Genomic DNA, 19181 nt, shown 5'->3' on the forward strand with positions numbered 1-19181 from the left:
GATGAGTGCCAACCCTCGCGTTGCCGAATACGCCATTCACCCGCAGTTCACCGATCGCTGGTCGCCCCGCGCCTTCACCGGCGAAGCGATTTCCGAGGAAACCCTGCTGAGCTTCTTCGAAGCCGCGCGCTGGGCGCCATCGGCGTACAACTCGCAGCCGTGGCGTTTTCTCTACGCCCGTCGCGACACGCCGAACTGGGAGCGTTACCTGGGCCTGCTCAACGAATTCAACCGCAGCTGGGCGCAGCACGCGTCGGCGCTGGTGATCGTGATTTCGAAAACCACCTTCACCGCACCGGGCGCCACCGAAGAAACGCCGGCGCTGTGGCACACCTTCGACACCGGTTCCGCGTGGGGCCACCTGGCGCTGCAAGCGAGCCTGAGCGGCTGGCACACCCACGGCATGGCCGGCTTCGATCAGGAGCTGACCCGCAAGGAGCTGAACATTCCGGAAGGTTATGCGCTGCACGCCGCTGTTGCGGTAGGCAAACTGGGTGACAAGGCAACCCTGGCGGATTACCTGCAAGCGCGAGAAACACCGAGCCCGCGTCGTCCGCTGAGCGAGCTGGCGGCTGAAGGGGATTTCACCCTCTAAAGCTTCACCACGTGATCGTTCCCACGCTCTGCGTGGGAATGCAGCCCGTGACGCTCCGCGTCACTGGACGCGGAGCGTCCCTTGAGGCATTCCCACGCAGAGCGTGGGAACGATCTCTCACGATCTTCGTAGTCAGTAACCGCGTGCGAAATCCACTTCCCCACGCAACGTTTCACCCGCCTGATATGCCCGCAAGTTATCCAGAAACAACTGCACCATCATCGGCGGCGATGTCGGTGCCGAGCTGTGCCCGGTCAACAGCAGGCCCCACGCGGTCCAGAACGGATGACGTTGTGGCAACGGTTCCTGACGGCAGACGTCAATCACCGCGCCGGCCAGATGGCCTTCCTTCAACGCTTCGACCAGATCCGCATCGACGACGGCCACACCGCGCCCGGCGTTGATGAACAACCCGGTCGGCTTGAATTGCTTGAACAGCGCCGCGTCGTAGATGTCGTGGGTGTGCTCGGTGTTGGGCAGCAGATTGACCACGTAATCCACCTCGCCCACCAGCCGTGGCAGGTCCGCCATCGAACCGACTTCGACAAACGGCGCCTGCTCCCGGGCGCTGCTGGCGATGCCGTACAACTCGACGCCGAACGGCAGCAGAAACTGCGCCACGCTCTGGCCGATGTCACCGGTGCCGACGATCAGCACCTTGCGCCCGACCAGACTCTGGCCGGTGCGACTGTCCCACTTGCGCTCGACCTGGCTGACCAGCCGGGCCAGCACTTCGCGCTCGTGACCGAGCATGTAGGTCAGCACGTACTCGGCCATCACCTGACCGAAAATGCCGACCGCCCGGGTCAAGCGGTAATCCCGGCGCAGGCCGTCGGCCAAGAGCGGCGTAATGCCGGCCCAGGTCGATTGCAGCCATTGTGGCTGATGGCCCTGACGCAGCAGAGTCGCCAACAGATCCGGCTGACCCAGCCACACCGGGCAATCGACTGCCTGGCGAGCCAGCTCGGCAGAGTCGCCGCTGGTCAGCACTTCAAGCTCCGGGGCCGCCTGACGCAGCAGTCGGGCATATATCGCGTGGTCGTGTTCAGCAATCAGAACGCGCATGTTCAAACCTTTCGCAAACCGTGCAGACGGCCGCCCACTTCGTGGCGGTCGTCGCCGTAAAAACAGTTCCAGGGATTACAGGAGGCCCAGGACAGGGCCTCGCAGGTCAGACCGGGTCGTTGCGTCGCAGCAACTCTTCGGGCAAGTGTTCGATGTACTCGTCCTCGGCCGGCGGCATTTGCAGGTGGTAACCCTGCTTGTCGAGGTTTTCCAGCACGACGACGATGTCTTCACTGGCCAGCTTGCGCTCGGGAGTCAGCACCAGATCGAAGGAGTGCCTGGCCTTGCCGAACGCCAGCATCAAGGCTTCCGGCACACGCTCCAGCGCATCGCTCTTGAGCACGTAAAGGTACATGCCGCTGCGTTTCGAACTTTGGTAAATCGAGCAAATACGTTTCAAGGCTGTTCTCCGGCGGTGGCCAGGCTGTCGAGCAGCATCTGGCCCATCAATTCGCGGCGCCAGCCACGCAGCGAATCAGGCAATTGGTAAGGCCCCTCGGGGAAGCCGCTTTTGACCAGCGCTTCGAGGGTTTTCTTGCGCAGCATCAGTTCCGGCGCGATGCTCAGGCGTTCAGCTTCGGCCTGACCGAGCGCCCGCAGCTGTTTGATCAGCGCAGCGGCTTCGATCGGCAGCGGCTCTGGCACGGCTGGCGGCCATTGATCTGGCCCCACACTGCCAGAGCGCTTGATCAGATCAAGCAGAAACTCGCCGTCCTGACGCACGGTACGCGGGTGCATGTCTTCGATCTTGCCCAGCGCGCTGAGGTTGTCCGGTTGCGTGCGCGCCAACGGCCACAACGAATGCTCACGGACGATGCGGTTGCGCGGCAGATTGCGGGCACGGGCCTCGCGCTCACGCCAGGCGCACAGCTCGCGCAGAACGGCGAGTTGGGCGCGGGACAGTTTCCACGCCAGCTTCGCCTCGCGATACACCTCGTACGGATCGGTCTCACGGCGCAGGTTGGCGACCAGTTCGGCGCCGTCCTCCAGCACCCAGGCGTATTTGTCGTCGGACAGTTTCGGACGCAGTTGTACGAAAACCTCCGCCAGATGCACGGCATCTTCTGCGGCATAGCTGATTTGCGTGTCGGACAACGGGCGCTGCAACCAGTCGGAACGGGTTTCGCCCTTGGGTAGTTCGATGCCTAGCACTTCCTGCACCAGACGCGAGTAACCCATCGAGAACCCGAGGTTCAGGTAGGCGGCGGCCAGTTGCGTGTCGAACAGCGGCGCCGGCAGGCTGCCGGTCAGGCGCAGCAGGACTTCGAGGTCTTCGCTGCACGCGTGCAGGACTTTGAGCACCGCCGGGTTTTCCAGCAACGCCGCCAGCGGTTGCCAGGCGTCAATGGTCAGCGGGTCGATCAGATAGGCGCGTTTGCCGTCGCCGACCTGCAACAGGCCGGCAATCGGGTAGAAGGTGTCGACCCGCATGAATTCGGTGTCGAGGGCAACGAAAGGCAGCTGCTGCCACTCGGCGCAAAACTGCGCGAGGCTATCGTTGTCGCGAATCCAGTGAATATCGATGGCCACACGGCTCTCCCTTCAAGAATGGCGCGCAGTATATATCGCCACCGGCGCTTTCTGCGCCTCCGCAGGGCAAGTGCTTTGATGAAATCTCCTGCTGGATAGCAAGAATAGTCTTACAGAAAGATTCCGCAGGCTCAGTCCTTGGCCAGAACCCCGTCGATGACCGCACCGCGGCAACCGGCAAACATGTCCAGATCGTGCTGATAGACCTGGCTCTGCACTTCCAGCAAACCGAGCATCGAATGGAACAGGTTGTCCTGGCTCAATGGCTTGTTGCGGCTCAATTGCAGGCAATGGGTGTCGACCGAGTAGGACTTCTGATAGCTGTCGGAGAACCAGGCCAGCATCGCCACATGTTTCTGTTGTTCCGGCGCCAGCATGTAAGGCGTGCCGTGCAGGAACAGGTTGTACTCGCCCAGCGACTCGCCGTGATCGGAAAGATACAGCATGGCGGTATCGACTTTTTCCTGATTACTGCGCAAGACATCGATCAGGCTCGACAGCACATGGTCGGTGTACACCAGCGTGTTGTCGTAACCGTTGACGATGCTGTCGCGGCTGCAATTGTTCAGTGCGTTGCTTTCACACACCGGGGTGAAGTGTTCGTATTCCTTCGGATAACGCTTGAAGTATTCCGGGCCGTGGCTGCCCATCTGGTGCAGCACCAGCACGGTGTCCTTGTCCAGGTGATCGATGAAGCTCTGCAGGCCTTGCAGAAGGATTTCGTCGCGGCATTCGCTGTTGGCGCACAACGCCGGATCTTTCAGATTGCTCACGTCCTGCAGGGTGACGCGATCGCAGGTGCCTTTGCAGCCCGACTGGTTGTCGCGCCAGATCACATCGATGCCGGCACGCTTGAGCACGTCCAGCAGCCCTTCTTGATTCTTCGCCTTGCTGGCGTCGTAATCCTTGCGGCCCATGTTGGAGAACATGCACGGCACCGACACGGCCGTTTCAGTGCCGCAGGAATGCACGTCGGTGAAGGCGATCAAACCGGCTTCCTTGTCCAGTTTCGGCGTCGTATCACGTCCGTAACCGAGGATGCCGAAGTTCTCTGCCCGGGCACTTTCGCCCACCACCAGCACGGTCAGCGACTTGCGCGGACGGTTTTGCAATGCAGGGTTGCGCTGGGCGTCTTCACCGATCTTGATGAACGGTTGCTGGGCGGAAACCACCTGTTCACGCAGATAGCCGGCCGACGCGCCGATGTAATTGCTCGGCACCAGCATCAGGCGCAATTCATGGTGGTTACGAAACAGCGAGGACAGGCCCTGATAGTTGGCCAGTGCCACACCGCCAATGACGGCGACCGATGCTGCACACACCACAACTTTGCTTAATAACTCTCGGTGCCAGCGACGATAGTTGACGGGCAACTTCCACAATAACCAGGACGGCAGGACACCCAGGAACATGATATAAGCGAACAACTTCAACGACAGTAGATCGCGAACTTCCGTGGCATTGGTTTCAGCGAAGTTGCGAAACATGCCGGCGTCTATCATCACGCCATATTGGCTCATGAAATAAGCCACGCCGGCACTGATCAGAAACAGTACCGTCAACACCGGTTTCAATACCGGGCGAAAGCTCAGAAACGTCAGCACGATGTTGTACGCCGCGAAGATCATCACCCCGAACGCAATGCGCATGGCGATGCCCTTGCCGTCGGCCGCAGTAATCTCGAAGAGGTGTTCCCAGAGTACGAAATTGAATCCGGCCAAAAGAAAGGCGCTGGCAAACAACGTCACCCATTCCGGGCGCACGGCTTTTAACTTGAACATGATGAAGAGGCGATTTCCTGAAAAGAAGCGCCTTCGCCAATTGTGAAAATTTCATTGACTAAGGCGACAAAAACTCTACGCAGAAAACCATCAATATTTTGTGAAAAAGAAGCCAACGATTAGTTAGCTCATGAAATAACCATGAAACTTGAAAATGCGTCAGGCCTGATTCAGTAAAAAATCGCTGCTGGCTTGCGCAGAGGGCTCGGGAGACGTATCGACTTTTTAAATACCCCTCGGGATTTTCTGATTTGCCGGCCCCCGCACCACGCCCGCCTAATCGACAGCCTCTGATTCAAAGGTCTGAAGATGGAAAACGTTCGCGCCACTGCCCGCCCCGCCATCTGGCTGATGCTCGGTATCGTCCTTGTCGCCCTTAACCTGCGCCCGTCGATGGCCGCCGTCGGGCCTTTGCTGTCGGCGATTCGCGGCGACATACCGTTGAGCTTCAGCCTCGCCTCGCTGCTGACCATGCTGCCGGTGATGGCAATGGGGCTGGCGATGTTTTTCGGGATAGGCATCAGCCAGCGCCTGGGCGAGCGACGCGCGGTGGTGCTGTCGTTGTTGATCATCGGCCTGGCAACCCTGTCGCGGCTGTTTCTCGACTCGGCGGCGCAACTGATCGTCAGCGCCGTACTCGCCGGGATCGGCATCGCGCTGATTCAGGCGTTGATGCCAGCCCTGATCAAATCGCGTTTTGCCGACAACGTGTCGCTGTGCATGGGGCTGTATGTCACCTCGATCATGGGCGGCGCCGCGCTGGCCGCCTCCTTTGCGCCACGGGTGATGCTCGACACCGGCAGTTGGCGGGCAGGTCTGGCGATCTGGGCGGTACTGGCGTTGCTCGCGCTGCTGTTCTGGTTGTTGCAAGGCAACGACACAGCGCCTGTCACAGCCACCAAGGCAAAGAAAGAAACCTTCTTCACCCATTCCCGCGCGTGGCTGCTCGCAATCTTCTTCGGCCTGGGGACGGCGTCCTACACCTGTGTGCTGGCATGGCTCGCACCGTACTACGTGGAAAACGGCTGGAGTGAACAGAACGCCGGTCTGCTGTTGGGTTTTCTGACGGCCATGGAGGTGATTTCCGGACTGGTGGTTCCCGCTATCGCCAACCGCAGCCGTGACCGACGCCGGGTGCTGGGTGCCCTGCTGGTGCTGATCATTGGCGGTTTTTGCGGCTTGATCCTCAGCCCGCAACACCTGAGCCTGCTCTGGCCGTGTCTGCTGGGTCTGGGGATTGGCGGGTTGTTCCCGATGAGCCTGATCGTCTCCCTCGATCACCTCGACAATCCGCAGCGCGCCGGCGGTCTGACCGCCTTCGTGCAAGGCATCGGCTATCTGATTGCGGGCCTTTCACCGCTGCTGGCAGGGATGATCCGCGATCGACTGGGCAGCTTCGAATGGGCCTGGTGGTCACTGACAGCCATCATGGTGCTCATGCTGTTGATCGTGTGGCGCTTTGACCCTCGGCATTACGCCCGGCACTTTCGCTGATCGGGCGTTGTGCACGGGGCTCACCCCTCTAGCTAAAGGCTTCTGGCCATCTTTGCCAGGTTTGATTCGACACGTCGTATTCCTAAAACTTTCTGTCCCACAACTGTCCGTGAAAAATCCTACAGGGCTTTCTCCTGGGACCATCGTTCCGTTACGATCATGCGCACACGTTTGCGCGGATTCAGCGCAAGGAGCACAGCGAGACAGAACGGATGCTGAACAGTAACTTGCTTAGAAAGCTCGACATGCAGGATCTCATGGTGTTTGTCGCCGTGTATGAGCAAAGCAGCGTCACCGATGTGTCGGAGGCGCTGTTTGTCAGTCAGTCCACCGTCAGTTACTGCCTGAAAAAACTGCGCACCAGTTTCGAAGACGAATTGTTCGTCAACACCCGCACCGGCATGCGCCCGACCTACAAGGCCAGCAGCATGTATGGCCATGTGCAGAAGATCCTCGAAAGCATCAACCTGTGCCACGCCGGCGCCCCGACTTTCGACCCGATGGCGCAACCGGTGACGTTCAACATCTGCGCACCGGAATACTTCGAACAACTGATCCTGCCGCGGCTGTTGAAGCGTTTCGACTTCGACGATCTGCCGGTGATGGTCAACATGCACAAGTTCGAAACCGACGTGCCGGCTGAAGAACTGCGCGATGGCAGCCTCGACCTGGTGGTCTGTTTCGGCCCCAACTTCCATCGCAGCCATACCGATCTTAAATCCCGGATGTTGCTGGAAGATGACCTGGTCTGCGTCTTCGATAAACGCGCAACGCCACTGGAGCCGCGCCTCAGCCTGCAAGCCTTCACCGAACGCCGGCATGTGTTCCCGACGCCCTGGACGTCCACCACCAACATGGTCGATGGCTGGCTCGCGCGTCAGGCGCAGAAGCGCCAGATCGTCGCCCGTTCCAACAGCTACAGCGCCGCGTTGAAGATGATCACCGGCACCGATTTCATCCTTACCCTGCCCCGGCGGATCCAGCGTTTGCTGACCAACGACGCGGTGTTCAATCACTGCGAGGCGCCGAACGGCCTGCCGGGTTTCACCCTCGACATGCAGTGGAGCCACAGCGTCGATCAGGACAGCGCCAATCTGTGGCTGCGCGAGCAGGTCATCAAGACCTGCGCGGAGCTGGAGGCGGCCTGAGTCTTACACGCCGATGGCGACTTTGCTGTAGGACTCGCGATCGATGTCGAGCAGTTCCACACTCAACTGCACTTCGACACCGGCCGGCCATTCGCACAGGTCCTGCAGCACCGCCAACAGGTTTTGCGAGAGTTGTTTCTTGATCTCCGGGGAACGACCGCTGAGCAGCGCCAGCCTCACCGCCACAAAGGCACGCTCACTCATGGCGGTACCGACCTTGAAGGATTCCACCTTGACCGCACGGCTCTTGATATCGAACTCCGCCGCGAACTGACCGGAACCCACCAGGGTGTTATTGAGCCGGATCAACGCCACGTCGGCGTTCAGTTGCGGCAGGTTGGCGGTGTATTCCATGTGCAGGTGTGGCATCGGGAGACTCCAGTCAGTCGGCAGAAAGGTCGTACATATAACACAGCCCCGCCCTACTCTCCTGCGGCTTTTTCCGACGCGGGAACCGGTAGCGCCCGACGCAGCGCCAGGGTTTCCCAGATCGCCACCAACACCACGGCTGCCGTGGTCAACGCACCAAGCGCCAGCGCCGAAAACCAGTGATTCAGTGCCAGCGGCAACAGCAGCATGAGCGCTATCAGCCCGACCACATGCGATAACGGTGGAAACGGTCGGTCAGCCATGACCCACTTGAACAATGCATTGCCGAGCAGGAACAACCACGGCCCGGCAACGATCACGACGATGCCGGCGTCGCTGGCGTGATCCGGATGAACCAGCACCAGTTCATCGGCCACCGCGCTGACAATGACCCCGGCGACGATCAGCACATGCAGATAGGTGTAGGCGATTCGCGCTTGTCGCCCGGGGTCGGCGGAATGGGCGATACGGTGGTGCGCGCGCTCCGCACCGCTGTCGAAGTACACCCACCACATGGCGATGCTGCCCAGTACCGCCACCAGAAACGCCAGCAGTCCATCGCGGCCCGGCGTCAGCTCGGCGAAGGTCGCGCCAGTCACCAGCAACGATTCACCCAAGGCAATGATCACGAACAGCGCGCAACGCTCGGCCATGTGATTGCCTTCGACGTTCCAGTCACTCAAAGACGATCGGCCCAGTCCCGGCACCCAGAAATACAGCGACGGCGAAATCAGTTCGATCAGCAGTGCCAGCGCCCAGCAGAACAGCCGCTGTTCGCCTTCGACAAACGCTCCGCCGATCCAGAACACCCCGGACAACGTCAGCCACGCGAGGATGCGCTGAAAGTTGCGGGTCATGTTCAATGACTCCCCGCGAACCGCCCAGATCGCGAACGACGTGCGCCCGACCTGCATGAACACGAACGCGGCCGCGAACATCAGACCGCGCTCGGTGAACGCCTTGGGGATCGAAGACGAAAGCAGCAAACCGGCGATCATCAGGCCGAACAGCCCGAGGCGCACCGGCAGCTTTTCCGGGTCGAGCCAGTTGGTGATCCAGGACGTGAAGATCCACACCCACCACACGGCGACCATCAGCAGCGCCACGTGTACCGCGCCCTCGATCGACAGGTGCGCGAGCAGCGTGTGGGACAGTTGAGTCACGGCAAACACGAACACCAGATCGAAAAACAGCTCGACCATGCCGACCTTGCCACTGTCGAGACTGCCGCGCCCACGCAGCAAACCACGGGAAATGCTCATGGGTGGAGGCTCCGCCGAATTCAGGTGTACTCAGCAAAGCAGCCGGACAACAGGTCGGCAAGTCAGAACGGCGCGTGCGGTCGCTCGCTCATGAATTGCTCCAGCCGCGAGCGCAGCCAGCGCTCGGCCGGGTCACTGTCGACATGGCTGAGCCAGACCATCGACAGGTCGAGGGTCGGGGTCTTGAACGGGAACGGTTCCTTGAACAGCAGGCCCGAGGCAGCCATGGCTTCGGCGGCGTAGTCCGGCAGGCTGGCGATCAGGTCGGTGCCGGCCAGCAACGCCGGCAACGAACTGTACTGCGGCACCGACAGCACCACCTGACGGGTGCGACCGATGTCCGCCAGCCATTCATCGGCATAACCACTGACATTGGCGGTGTGAGAAACCAGCACATGGGGGCGTGCGCAATATTCATCGAGGGTCAGCGGCGCGTCGGACTTGTCGGCGCGCAGGATGCTCGGCTGGATATGCCGCAGCAGTTTGCGCTTGGCATTGGCGGGCAGGCCACGGGTCTGACTGATGCCGACGGTGATATCGCCAGCGGCCAGCAGATCGGGAATCCGCCAGTAATCGACGTGCTGTACCACGAACACCACGTTCGGTGCTTCCTGGCGCAAGGCGCGCAACAGCGGCGGCAGCAGACCGAATTCGACATCATCCGACAGACCGATGCGAAAGGTCATGGTACTGACGGCGGGATCGAAATCACGGGTCAGGCTCAACGCCACCGACAACGAGTCCAGCGCGGGTTTGAGATGGCGATAGATGTCTTCGGCGCGGGCCGTCGGTTCCATGCGGTGGCCGACGCGGATGAACAGCGGATCGTTGAGCATGGTGCGCAAGCGATTGAGCGCCGAACTGATGGTCGGCTGGCCGAGAAACAGCTTCTCGGCGGCCCGGGTCACGTTGCGTTCGAGCATCAAGGTTTCGAACACCACCATCAGGTTGATGTCGGCCTTGCGAAGTTCATTGCGATTCATCCCTTGCCCCCGGTCCCCAGATTGTGGGCAGTGTAGAAAGGCTGCCGGGGCAGCGTCCATCAAAACGGTGCGTCATTGCACCGTCAACGTCTTCAGGCCCATGCCCATGACCCGCGAATCATCGTTGATCCCCAATTGCTGAGGGCTGATGGCATCCGGCAGCTGCAATTCGATATCGAGTCTGTCATCGCGCACGAGGCTCTGACTGAGCGAAGCACTGATTGGAATTTCCAGGCGATTACCCTGAAACTGCGTCAAGCTCGTGCTCAGCACCTGCTCGCCGTTGAGGCTCACGATCACTCGCTGGGAAGGATGCTGTGGCAGTATGAACGCCAATGTGTCGAGCACGATCGAACGCGCTTGCGGCAACACCCGCATTTCGATTTTCGCCTGCCGCCCCTCCGTCCACGTCCCCCAGTTTTCCGCCGCCGACCAGCCGTTGGCCAATTGTCGACTCCGGTAGTTGAACGTCAGCGTTTGCCCAGGCCCAGAGAGGGGAATCACGGACATCCGCCGTCCCTCATCCCGCATCGACAGACACTGCGCGCAGCGCTTCCACCCCGGCGCAAGGACCACCAGTCCATCCACCCGGGTCAGCAGATCGGTTTCACTGTTGATGCTTTTTGCGGCGTCCGCCAGGACATCGTCGCTCAGGATGTACAACGAATCCGCGTCGTATTGCCCCGAGTCGAGCATGCGTCGGGCTTTCTGCTGTGCCAGCGCCAGTGCTGAAGAACTCACTCGCGCAAGATAGACAGCGTCGGTCTTCATGCCGTGAGCCGCTGCAAATCCGGCAATCATTTGCCAGCGATCGTTCTGATTCTGCGGCATCAGGCCGCGTACATTCGCGTATCGTCCGGCAGCGCTTGTCCAGAACGGATCGCGCAGCGGGCTGTTCCAGGCCGCCGATGGCGCAACCATTTTCCCCTGTCTCAGGCCAAGCCAGCCGGCTCGAGTGTCGGCGACCTGAACCACCAGCGCTGTAGCGAGCAAAAAAATCACAACGCGCGGGCGATAACCGCGCACCACCAGAAAAATCATGGCCAGGATGAGGGCATACAGCACCGGCCAGAACATCCGCCCCGAGGCGCGGAAGACATTGGCCAGGCCGATGATCATCTTCGGCAGCGGATAGCCGACGGTCGTTGCACCGATTCCGATCTGATTCGACAGCGCAAAAAGCCATAGCCCGAACAAGGCCATCAACAGCCATGGTCGAGCGCGCAACTCGTCCTTCAAGGGTTGCCTGTTTCCAATCCAGGCAATCAGCGCCAGCGGCACCAGCAAGAGAACGCCCAGCCCCATGTAGTTGAAGCCTTCATAGTCGCCCTCACCCTTGGGCAGACTGGGCAAGATCCGGGACCAGCCTGCCGGATCGAACGGCGACAACAAATTCATCCGGTACAAACCGAAACCGCCGGACGCTGCGCCGTCGGCAATGCTGAAATAACCCGCCTGCCAGCAGCACACACTCACCAGCGCAAACAGCAATCCACCTTCAATCAGCGCCTGACGCCGGGTCAATTGTCGGCTGAATGCCTTGCCCAGCAAGTCCGCCAGCCAGATCAGGGCCACCATCGCCAGCAAGTACGCGTGCACCCATGACGTCACCGCCAGCAACGAGCCCCAGGCCCAATGGCGTCGACGCAGGTCTGGCACCAGCGCCAGATACAACGCTGCCAGAATCAGGAAATGCCCCGCCAGAGAAAGGTGCCCGCCCATGCGCAGAAACATCGGCGGCGAGAACACCAGTAGCCCGGCTCCCAACAGACGAATCACAGGATTGCCGGTGATCAGCCCGAGCAGTTTCCAGCCAAACCAGGCTTGCAGGACACAACACGCCAGTAGCCACAACCCGAAATACTGGAAGGTATCCGGCAACCACGCACTGAAGGGTTTGAACAACAGCGCCAACAGTGGATTGGAGTCGGAAAAGATGATCGAACTGCTCAACTCCATGCCATAGAACGGGTTGAGCCCGACTGGAAATGTCCAGGGCGAATGTCGGAAGAATTCCCAACCCAGGTAATGCGTCGCCGGATCCCCCTGTTCCAGCCAGGCAATGTTTTGCGGATTCAGCGCTTGCGGCCCGATCGCCAGAAAAAACACCAGCGCCCCCAACAGCAGCGGCAGTAAAAATAGTGCCGGGTGCTCTCGCGAATCCTTCATCGATATGTCCAGAAATTGTGTAGTACGAAAGTGAATGCCGGAATGGTCAACGAGACGGCCACAATTCCCAGCAGATAGTGCAGACCGGCCATCTGGGCAGCCCAGGCCACGAACATCGCCAACACGAATCCTCCCGCCGAGACCATCAGGAAGCGCAGCAGGGTCCGGCCGTGCAACCTTGCGGAAAAACTCCAGGTGGTATTGATCACGTAGGACACCACCGTCGCCACGACAAATGCCACACCATTGGCCAGCGGAGGTTGAGGGCTCACGAAGTTGATGAACAACACCGCCACCAGCGCATGCAGGGCCGTGACAAATAACCCTGTCACGGCAAAGCGCAAACCGCGCTGGATCAGTTCGGACCGTTGCGTCGCCATCACGGTTTGCGCGCCAGCACGAAGACACTCAGGCCGGCCAGGCGGTTCATGCCCATCAAGGGCAGCTCGAGGCGGCACAGGGTTTTCAGCAGCGAATTGACCAGCGGGTGATGCTTTTTCAGCTGCGAACGTGGCGCCGTACCGCCTGAACCGCCGGGTATCAGGCGCGACGCAACGGCAATCGGGAACACCGCCCCGAAATAATAGGCGCCCCGCTCGACCGTCAATCCGGAGTTTTTGGTCAGGGTTTCGAACTGCCCGAGGGTGTAGCGACGTTTGTGTTCGAGGAAATCATCGTGCCCGCTCCACATGAACTGGAACGCCGGTACGGTCATCAGGAAGCGACTGCCGGACGGCACTTTATCGACGTAGGACTTGAGCAGGCCGAGGTCGTCGTCAACGTGTTCCAGTACATCCATCAGCAACACCAGATCGGCGTCCACGGTATCGATCGAGCGGCGGTAATGCACCGGTTTACCGGCGGTGGTGGCGCTGGAGTCGGCCGGGTAACTGATGTCCACACACCATGCTTCGCGCGCAGCGGTGTGGGTCAATAAATGATGGGAAAAGAACCCTGAACCGGCGCCGACGTCGAGAATTCGCTTGATCGGTGCTTCCCCCAGCAATCGGCGGGTCGCCGCTGCTTTGGAACAGTAATACCAATGCTCGCCGATGCTGTCGCCGAGGATGTCGGTTTCCTTGAGATCCATGCTTCAGTCCTTGGATTCGTAAATGCGGCGCACCAGGAAAACCGGCCGGCGCTTCGCTTCAATGTAAGTGCGCCCCAAGTACTCACCCAGTACGCCGATGCCGATCAGCTGCAAGCCGCCGAGAAAGGTCACCGCGACCATCAGCGAGGCATAACCGGGCATGTCGACACCATGGATCAGTGTGCGCACCACAATGAACATGGCGAAGGCAAACGACACAAGGGACACCATCGCCCCCAGGTACGTCCAGATCCGCAAGGGTTCGGTGCTGAAACTGGTGATGCCTTCAAGTGCGAAATTCCACAGCCGCCAGCCATTGAACTTGCTGTGCCCCGCCGCTCGCTCCGGGCGCTCGTATTCGACCTGGGTGGTGCGAAACCCGACCCAGGCAAACAGGCCTTTCATGAACCGCCGCGACTCCGGCAGCGTCAGCAGCGCGTCGACCACGCAACGATCCATCAGCCGAAAATCGCCGACGTTTTCCGGCAATGTCTGTTCGGCAATCTTGTTGTGCAAACGATAGAACCAACTGGCGGACGTCTGTTTGGCCCAGGAGTCGTTACGGCGGCTGATGCGGTGACCAAGCACCACTTCGTAACCTTCACGCCAACGCTCGATCATCTGCAGAATGACTTCGGGCGGGTCCTGCAGATCGACATCGATCGGCACCACGATCTGCCCCGTGGCAATCTGCAAACCGGCGGAAAGCGCTGCCTCCTTGCCGAAGTTGCGGCTCAGATCGACGATACGGATCGTCGAATCGCTCTGCTGACAGCGCAGCAGGCGCTCCAGCGTCGTATCGGTGCTGCCGTCGTTGACGAACACCAGTTCAAGGCTGATCTGCGCCTCACGCTCGAACACCTGACGAATGCGCAGGAGAAAGCCGTCGAGGCTGTCCTCTTCATTGAATACGGGAACCACCAGCGACAACGTCACCGGCCCCGCGTGTTGCGTTCCATGCGAGTGGGTCAATGGACTGCTCTTTCTTATAGTGTTTGTCGGTCGCCGAACGAAATTCGACGCCATGAGCCGCACCGTATTAAGCAGCACCACTGTAGGTCATGCAAGGGTGAAAAAAGGACGTACTCGCCAATCAGAAGGCCGATCCCGACGCTCTGCCCCGCGTGTCGCAGAAACATTAGCCAACGATTGGAAACACATCCCCGATAGCCAAATGACAAGGCTCCGCTAGGCTTGCGACCATGCGCCAAACAGGTTGTCGCAATATCCCATCGCATGGAGCGAACTGAATGTATTTCGAGATTTACAGGCAATCCAAGGGCACCCCGAGCACCGGCAAGGGCCAATGGCGCTGGCGCCTGCGGGCGGGAAACCATGAGACGGTTGCCAGTGGGGAGTCGTATGTGAACAAGGCGGATTGTCTGCACGTGATCGAGTTGATCAAGGGTGTGCAGGGGGATACGCCGGTCAAGGAGATTTGAGGGCTGGCTGACACCCCTGCAGAAACGAAAAAGCCCCGCGGATTTTCATCCACGGGGCTTTTCCGAGACTGACGCGAACACCCGTCTTCAGAATTTCTCGGGGATGTGCCGGAAGGGATAATCCGATTCCTTGTAGCCCCCTGGCTTCTGCCGCTTGGGCAACTCAACCTTCTCGCGCGAAACACTCTTGTACGGAATGCGGCTGAGGAGATCGGAGATGATGTTCAGGCGCGCTCGCCGCTTGTCATTCGAGTCGGCCACCAGCCAGGGTGCATATTCGGTATCGGTCGCCTTGATCATGTCGTCACGCGCCCGCGAATAGTCATACCAGCGGCTGTACGACTTGAGATCCATGGGCGACAGTTTCCAGATCTTTCGACCGTCCTTGATACGCTCCTCCAGCCGGCGCGTCTGTTCCTCCTGGCTGACGTTCAACCAGTACTTGAGCAGAATCACCCCGGAATCGACGATGGCATGCTCTACCAGGGGCACCGTCTTGAGGAACTTTTCGACCTGATTCTCGGTGCAGAACCCCATCACTCGTTCGACACCGGCGCGGTTGTACCAACTGCGATCGAAGATCACCACCTCACCGGCCGCCGGCAGATAAGGCAGGTAGCGCTGCAGATACATCTGGCTCTTCTCACGCTCGCTCGGGGCCGGTAATGCTACGACCCGAAAGACCCGCGGGCTGACCCGATCGGTAAGCGCCTTGATCGTCCCGCCCTTGCCCGCACCATCACGCCCTTCGAAAATCACACAGACCTTGATGCCCTCGGCCCTCACCCACTCCTGCAGCTTGACGAGCTCAACGTGCAGTCGACGCAACTCCGCCAGATAGTCTTTGCTCGACAATTTCGGGTGATCTGCGGGGGTGTTTTTGGGGGAGACTTTCTTCTTTCCCTTTGCCATGACCGAACCTCATGCATTGAAGGGGGTGACCGCCGGAGACCCGGTGGTCCATGACCTGGAATGCAGGAGTTTAGTCAGTTAATTCGGAATGTGAGCCGCGACTCAGGCGTGTGCTTCTCGATCAAGCACTTCAGCGACCCACTGATTGATACTCTTTCGAGCCAGCTGTGCCTTCACGGCAACAGTCGCGTGAAGCGCGGGCGCCAGACGCAGGCTGAGATTGCCCGAATAAGGTTTCTGTGGCGCCCTTCCGAGCTTGGCGCAGGTTTCCAGATAGTCAGTGACAGCCTCCTCAAATGCCTGTCGGAGCTCTTTGACTGACTCGCCATGAAAACCCACAACATCCTTGATTCCCGCGATGTGGCCAACAAACAGACCGTCCTCGTCACTGTACTCAATACGGGCGGCATAGCCGTTGTAGTTCATCACGTTCATGGTGTGACTCCTGCTTGTTCGAGGAAAGCCCGGGCATCACGAACCTGATAGGGCTTTGCTTCTTTATCTGGATGGGGTCGGTGAAAAGTGGCGACCACACCATTCAATTCGAAACGTACACGCGATCCATTGCCTTCGATCGTTCTCGCGCCCACCGCGCCGAACAGAGATTCGATGCGGGCCCACTCCAACGTGGCTGGAGTCGGTCTTGAAAATACGGCTTTGAGGGTGCTCAGCTGTTTATTATTCATAGTATTACATCATGATACCGCGCAAGGGCACAGCGACTGTGATTCACACCGCTGATGCGTGAAGTAAAACCCTCAAAACATGCGAAAGCGCCGCTTTTCCTGAGTCAGCAAAGCGGCGTTTCGATAGGAGTTATTCAGAGTCTGTTTGGCACGGTCATCAGAATAATCGGGTGACTCTCAACGAGGTTGTAGGCAAAATCTGCGAGTTGCGTGCGAACAGACGATTGCTGCGCAAAGCGGCTGGTTACCGCCTTGTTGGGCCTCATTTCGTCGGGATACTCTCAAGACGTCGCTGCACATCAGCGACCGGGCTTGGAAACCCGACGAGTCACGCAACAGCGCCCCTGACAAATGCTGGCGTTTTCTTACGCCCGTAAATTTGCTTTATGGCGGCTGTGCGTGGGACGCCCTCGGGCGTGCCGGTCTCCTTGACTCCCGGTTTCCAACCTGCGCACAGCTGCCACCCATTCGCTTGGAAACGAAAGTGGCAGCTCCTCACAGTCAAGGAGTTACACATGCATGATGCACCTGAAGAAAAAACCGCTGGGACTACGCCCTTCCTCTATTGCTCCGACACTCCGCTGTTTCATGTCAGCGCAGGAGTACCTGTCACTCAGGCACTTGCCCAAGCTTCCGACCTGCTTGCCCTCGCCCAGGCACTTGCAGAAGATGCGGCGTTCATTAGAGAAACGGACCGATATGCCTGGGCTGCGCATTTTTTGACGGAGATGGGTAAGGCGGTTGTTGATGATGTGGTGAGGGCTGTTTCGTCGAAGGCCATAAAAACGTCGCTGAAAACAGCGAAATGATTGTTACCTCACCCGGAATCTAGCCGGCTCTTCTTTGCAACAAGGAAGCCCCGTAATCCTTCATCTACGGGGCCGTTTTTTACGAGCACTCATTCGTCATCATCGTTTTCTTCATCGCTATCATCGTCCGTTGAAATAACGCCGCCGCCTCCTTCAACAAACGACTGACAACCTTCGTTAAAGGACTCTGAGGGGGTGCTACAGGAATTTTCATCGCCAATTCCCTTTTCCTCGGCCCAGTCATAACCGGCTTGATGCCCAGAGCAATCATCCGTGCATTCGTAGCCATCAAATGTATCAGCGGAAATTGTTGTGCTCCCCAGCATCAAGGCAAGCAGCACAGTTGAGTAAAGTGCCCTCTCCAGCAGCTTCATACCTACTTGCCATCACGAGGTTTGGTGCCGAATTTTCCAGTGTACGGATTCACATTTCCCCTAGTGCTGTAGTTATTGTTCCTAGTGGAGTCTGGGTTTGTAGCATGAGAGGGTCGAACATACGTTCCATTGCTTCGCGTATACCCACTAACCGAATGGTCAGAACGACTTCCGCTGGAGTAGCCGGACTTGAACGAGGAATGACTGCCGAAGCTACTTCCACGTGCGTAAACGTTCCCTGAAAGCGCTACCGAGATGGCTATAACGGCTACAGAAAAAACCTTTTTCATACAAACCTCCATTTTTCCAACGATGGTAGCTCAATGGAATCACTTGGAAAGCACAGGCGACAAAGGGTCTTGGGAGTATGGGCGTTAACGCAAACCTTTTGGAAAGGATCACACGCAGGCAGAGTTGGCTTTTCAGAGAAAGCGACTTGAATGTTGCTGGCCTGTATTGAGCTAGAGATCCAACTCTAATGCGTCAATAAACGATCCGAGTAAAAACCCTCAGAAACAAAAAAGCCCCGTAGTTTCTCAGCTACGGGGCTTTTTCTATGTATGGCGGAGAGATAGGGATTCGAACCCTAGGTACCGGTGAAGGTACAACGGATTTCGAATCCGTCCCATTCGGCCACTCTGGCATCTCTCCAACGGCGCGCATCATAACAACACTTTTACCGAAAGCAAACCCTCTTTCGAAAATTTCTTCGTGCTATCAGATGCTTGCGTCGATTAAAGCGGTACGCCCAGACGGTTGGCGACTTCTTCGTAGGCTTCGATGACGTCACCGAGGCCCTGACGGAAGCGGTCCTTGTCCATCTTCTTCTTGGTGTCCTTGTCCCACAGACGGCAGCCGTCCGGGCTGAACTCGTCGCCCAGGACGATGGAGCCGTCGCTGAACACGCCGAATTCAAGCTTGAAGTCCACCAGCAGCAGGCCGGCGTCGTCGAACAGTTTGCTCAGGACTTCGTTGACCTTGAGCGACAGTTCTTTCATGCGAACCAGTTGCTCGGCGGTGCCCCAGCCGAATGCCACAACGTGGGATTCGTTGATGAACGGGTCGCCCTTGGCGTCGTCCTTCAGGAACAGTTCGAAGGTGTAAGGGTTGAGCTTCAGGCCTTCTTCAACGCCCAGACGCTTGACCAGGCTGCCGGCGGCGTAGTTACGCACGACGCACTCGACCGGGATCATGTCCAGCTTCTTCACCAGAACTTCGTTGTCGGCCAGCAGTTTGTCGAACTGGGTCGGAATGCCGGCCGCTTCGAGTTTCTGCATGATGAAGGCGTTGAACTTGTTGTTCACCATGCCTTTGCGGTCGAGCTGCTCGATGCGCTTGCCGTCGAACGCCGAAGTGTCGTTGCGAAACAGCAGGATCAAGCGGTCAGCGTCGTCGGTCTTGTAAACCGATTTGGCTTTGCCGCGGTAGAGTTCTTCACGTTTTTCCATGATGGGCTCCGCTTGCTAAGTAGA

21 protein-coding genes and 1 tRNA gene are annotated in these 19181 nt (G+C 58.9%); 5 read left to right on the top strand and 17 right to left on the bottom strand.

What is annotated here, in order from left to right:
• Position 1 precedes the first annotated feature (1 nt).
• Positions 2-595: a nitroreductase family protein gene (locus tag AC07N4_RS07640; protein WP_085605592.1), complete on the top strand. Its 594-nt coding sequence runs from the start codon at positions 2-4 to the stop codon at positions 593-595.
• Between the two features lie 132 nt (positions 596-727).
• Here AC07N4_RS07640 and AC07N4_RS07645 read toward each other — a convergent pair whose 3' ends face one another.
• The 4 genes from AC07N4_RS07645 to AC07N4_RS07660 form a co-directional block, all read right to left on the bottom strand.
• The gene (locus AC07N4_RS07645) at positions 728-1660 is read right to left on the bottom strand and encodes a D-2-hydroxyacid dehydrogenase (RefSeq protein ID WP_096819386.1); all 933 of its coding nucleotides are present in this window, start codon (positions 1658-1660) and stop codon (positions 728-730) included.
• A 106-nt stretch (positions 1661-1766) separates the two neighbouring features.
• Entirely contained in the window at positions 1767-2060 is a 294-nt protein-coding gene (locus AC07N4_RS07650; RefSeq protein ID WP_096819387.1) for a YcgL domain-containing protein, read from the bottom strand.
• Complete coding sequence (rnd, locus tag AC07N4_RS07655; RefSeq protein WP_096819388.1) at positions 2057-3190, bottom strand: ribonuclease D; 1134 nt, start codon at positions 3188-3190, stop codon at positions 2057-2059. Before rnd ends, AC07N4_RS07650 begins: the two co-directional genes overlap by 4 nt.
• A 131-nt stretch (positions 3191-3321) precedes the next feature.
• Positions 3322-4971, bottom strand: coding sequence for a phosphoethanolamine transferase (locus AC07N4_RS07660; protein WP_493065444.1), 1650 nt, complete (start codon positions 4969-4971; stop codon positions 3322-3324).
• Between the two features lie 309 nt (positions 4972-5280).
• Between AC07N4_RS07660 and AC07N4_RS07665 the strand changes: the two genes are divergently transcribed.
• Complete coding sequence (locus AC07N4_RS07665; protein WP_493065443.1) at positions 5281-6465, top strand: cyanate transporter; 1185 nt, start codon at positions 5281-5283, stop codon at positions 6463-6465.
• A 212-nt stretch (positions 6466-6677) separates the two neighbouring features.
• Positions 6678-7613: a LysR family transcriptional regulator gene (locus tag AC07N4_RS07670; RefSeq protein WP_096819391.1), complete on the top strand. Its 936-nt coding sequence runs from the start codon at positions 6678-6680 to the stop codon at positions 7611-7613.
• 3 nt (positions 7614-7616) lie between these two features.
• Here AC07N4_RS07670 and AC07N4_RS07675 read toward each other — a convergent pair whose 3' ends face one another.
• From AC07N4_RS07675 to AC07N4_RS07705, 7 genes are all read right to left on the bottom strand, one after another.
• Positions 7617-7982, bottom strand: a complete 366-nt coding sequence (locus AC07N4_RS07675) for a 5-carboxymethyl-2-hydroxymuconate Delta-isomerase (RefSeq protein ID WP_096819392.1) — start codon at positions 7980-7982, stop codon at positions 7617-7619.
• Positions 7983-8035: 53 nt separating this feature from the next.
• Entirely contained in the window at positions 8036-9244 is a 1209-nt protein-coding gene (locus tag AC07N4_RS07680; protein ID WP_493065442.1) for a low temperature requirement protein A, read from the bottom strand.
• A 62-nt stretch (positions 9245-9306) separates the two neighbouring features.
• Positions 9307-10227, bottom strand: coding sequence for a LysR family transcriptional regulator (locus AC07N4_RS07685; protein ID WP_493065441.1), 921 nt, complete (start codon positions 10225-10227; stop codon positions 9307-9309).
• Between the two features lie 72 nt (positions 10228-10299).
• On the bottom strand, positions 10300-12396 hold the full coding sequence (locus AC07N4_RS07690; RefSeq protein ID WP_493065440.1) for a DUF6311 domain-containing protein: 2097 nt from the start codon (positions 12394-12396) through the stop codon (positions 10300-10302).
• Positions 12393-12776, bottom strand: coding sequence for a GtrA family protein (locus AC07N4_RS07695; RefSeq protein WP_219737340.1), 384 nt, complete (start codon positions 12774-12776; stop codon positions 12393-12395). The genes AC07N4_RS07690 and AC07N4_RS07695 overlap by 4 nt, the downstream gene beginning before the upstream one ends.
• Positions 12776-13486, bottom strand: coding sequence for a class I SAM-dependent methyltransferase (locus AC07N4_RS07700; protein ID WP_493065439.1), 711 nt, complete (start codon positions 13484-13486; stop codon positions 12776-12778). Before AC07N4_RS07700 ends, AC07N4_RS07695 begins: the two co-directional genes overlap by 1 nt.
• A 3-nt stretch (positions 13487-13489) precedes the next feature.
• A complete protein-coding gene (locus AC07N4_RS07705; protein WP_096819398.1) occupies positions 13490-14458 on the bottom strand; it encodes a glycosyltransferase family 2 protein in 969 nt (322 codons plus the stop codon).
• Between the two features lie 278 nt (positions 14459-14736).
• Here AC07N4_RS07705 and AC07N4_RS07710 point away from each other — a divergent pair, with 278 nt between their 5' ends.
• A complete protein-coding gene (locus AC07N4_RS07710) occupies positions 14737-14928 on the top strand; it encodes a YegP family protein (protein ID WP_064383113.1) in 192 nt (63 codons plus the stop codon).
• An 87-nt stretch (positions 14929-15015) separates the two neighbouring features.
• Here AC07N4_RS07710 and ppk2 read toward each other — a convergent pair whose 3' ends face one another.
• The 3 genes from ppk2 to AC07N4_RS07725 all read right to left on the bottom strand — a co-directional run bounded on the left by ppk2 (position 15016) and on the right by AC07N4_RS07725 (position 16526).
• On the bottom strand, positions 15016-15840 hold the full coding sequence (ppk2, locus tag AC07N4_RS07715) for a polyphosphate kinase 2 (RefSeq protein ID WP_273539675.1): 825 nt from the start codon (positions 15838-15840) through the stop codon (positions 15016-15018).
• A 102-nt stretch (positions 15841-15942) separates the two neighbouring features.
• Positions 15943-16275, bottom strand: coding sequence for a type II toxin-antitoxin system HicB family antitoxin (locus tag AC07N4_RS07720; RefSeq protein ID WP_323150934.1), 333 nt, complete (start codon positions 16273-16275; stop codon positions 15943-15945).
• On the bottom strand, positions 16272-16526 hold the full coding sequence (locus AC07N4_RS07725) for a type II toxin-antitoxin system HicA family toxin (RefSeq protein ID WP_111283517.1): 255 nt from the start codon (positions 16524-16526) through the stop codon (positions 16272-16274). Before AC07N4_RS07725 ends, AC07N4_RS07720 begins: the two co-directional genes overlap by 4 nt.
• Positions 16527-17041: 515 nt before the next feature.
• On the opposite strand from AC07N4_RS07725, the gene AC07N4_RS07730 reads away from it, so the two are divergent.
• Complete coding sequence (locus AC07N4_RS07730) at positions 17042-17335, top strand: DUF3077 domain-containing protein (protein ID WP_493065438.1); 294 nt, start codon at positions 17042-17044, stop codon at positions 17333-17335.
• Between the two features lie 89 nt (positions 17336-17424).
• Here the strand turns inward: AC07N4_RS07730 and AC07N4_RS07735 are convergent, their stop codons facing one another.
• From AC07N4_RS07735 to purC, 3 genes are all read right to left on the bottom strand, one after another.
• A complete protein-coding gene (locus AC07N4_RS07735; RefSeq protein ID WP_273539670.1) occupies positions 17425-17709 on the bottom strand; it encodes a hypothetical protein in 285 nt (94 codons plus the stop codon).
• Positions 17710-18270: 561 nt separating this feature from the next.
• Positions 18271-18360 (bottom strand) — tRNA-Ser (locus AC07N4_RS07740).
• 83 nt (positions 18361-18443) lie between these two features.
• Positions 18444-19157 (bottom strand): phosphoribosylaminoimidazolesuccinocarboxamide synthase, encoded by a 714-nt coding sequence (gene purC / locus AC07N4_RS07745; protein ID WP_077571533.1) that lies wholly within the window; start codon positions 19155-19157, stop codon positions 18444-18446.
• Positions 19158-19181: the final 24 nt, after the last annotated feature.

Source organism: Pseudomonas sp. GW821-FHT09E04 (genome assembly GCF_059416185.1).

Bases quoted from the DNA above. Each gene is read 5' to 3' on its own strand.
- AC07N4_RS07640 (WP_085605592.1), top strand. From the start codon at position 2: ATGAGTGCCAACCCTCGCGTTGCCGAATACGCCATTCACCCGCAGTTC.
- AC07N4_RS07645 (WP_096819386.1), bottom strand. From the start codon at position 1,660: ATGCGCGTTCTGATTGCTGAACACGACCACGCGATATATGCCCGACTG.
- AC07N4_RS07660 (WP_493065444.1), bottom strand. From the start codon at position 4,971: ATGTTCAAGTTAAAAGCCGTGCGCCCGGAATGGGTGACGTTGTTTGCC.
- AC07N4_RS07665 (WP_493065443.1), top strand. From the start codon at position 5,281: ATGGAAAACGTTCGCGCCACTGCCCGCCCCGCCATCTGGCTGATGCTC.
- AC07N4_RS07670 (WP_096819391.1), top strand. From the start codon at position 6,678: ATGCTGAACAGTAACTTGCTTAGAAAGCTCGACATGCAGGATCTCATG.
- AC07N4_RS07675 (WP_096819392.1), bottom strand. From the start codon at position 7,982: ATGCCACACCTGCACATGGAATACACCGCCAACCTGCCGCAACTGAAC.
- AC07N4_RS07680 (WP_493065442.1), bottom strand. From the start codon at position 9,244: ATGAGCATTTCCCGTGGTTTGCTGCGTGGGCGCGGCAGTCTCGACAGT.
- AC07N4_RS07685 (WP_493065441.1), bottom strand. From the start codon at position 10,227: ATGAATCGCAATGAACTTCGCAAGGCCGACATCAACCTGATGGTGGTG.
- AC07N4_RS07690 (WP_493065440.1), bottom strand. From the start codon at position 12,396: ATGAAGGATTCGCGAGAGCACCCGGCACTATTTTTACTGCCGCTGCTG.
- AC07N4_RS07695 (WP_219737340.1), bottom strand. From the start codon at position 12,776: ATGGCGACGCAACGGTCCGAACTGATCCAGCGCGGTTTGCGCTTTGCC.
- AC07N4_RS07700 (WP_493065439.1), bottom strand. From the start codon at position 13,486: ATGGATCTCAAGGAAACCGACATCCTCGGCGACAGCATCGGCGAGCAT.
- AC07N4_RS07710 (WP_064383113.1), top strand. From the start codon at position 14,737: ATGTATTTCGAGATTTACAGGCAATCCAAGGGCACCCCGAGCACCGGC.
- ppk2 (WP_273539675.1), bottom strand. From the start codon at position 15,840: ATGGCAAAGGGAAAGAAGAAAGTCTCCCCCAAAAACACCCCCGCAGAT.
- AC07N4_RS07720 (WP_323150934.1), bottom strand. From the start codon at position 16,275: ATGAACGTGATGAACTACAACGGCTATGCCGCCCGTATTGAGTACAGT.
- AC07N4_RS07725 (WP_111283517.1), bottom strand. From the start codon at position 16,526: ATGAATAATAAACAGCTGAGCACCCTCAAAGCCGTATTTTCAAGACCG.
- AC07N4_RS07730 (WP_493065438.1), top strand. From the start codon at position 17,042: ATGCATGATGCACCTGAAGAAAAAACCGCTGGGACTACGCCCTTCCTC.
- AC07N4_RS07735 (WP_273539670.1), bottom strand. From the start codon at position 17,709: ATGAAGCTGCTGGAGAGGGCACTTTACTCAACTGTGCTGCTTGCCTTG.
- purC (WP_077571533.1), bottom strand. From the start codon at position 19,157: ATGGAAAAACGTGAAGAACTCTACCGCGGCAAAGCCAAATCGGTTTAC.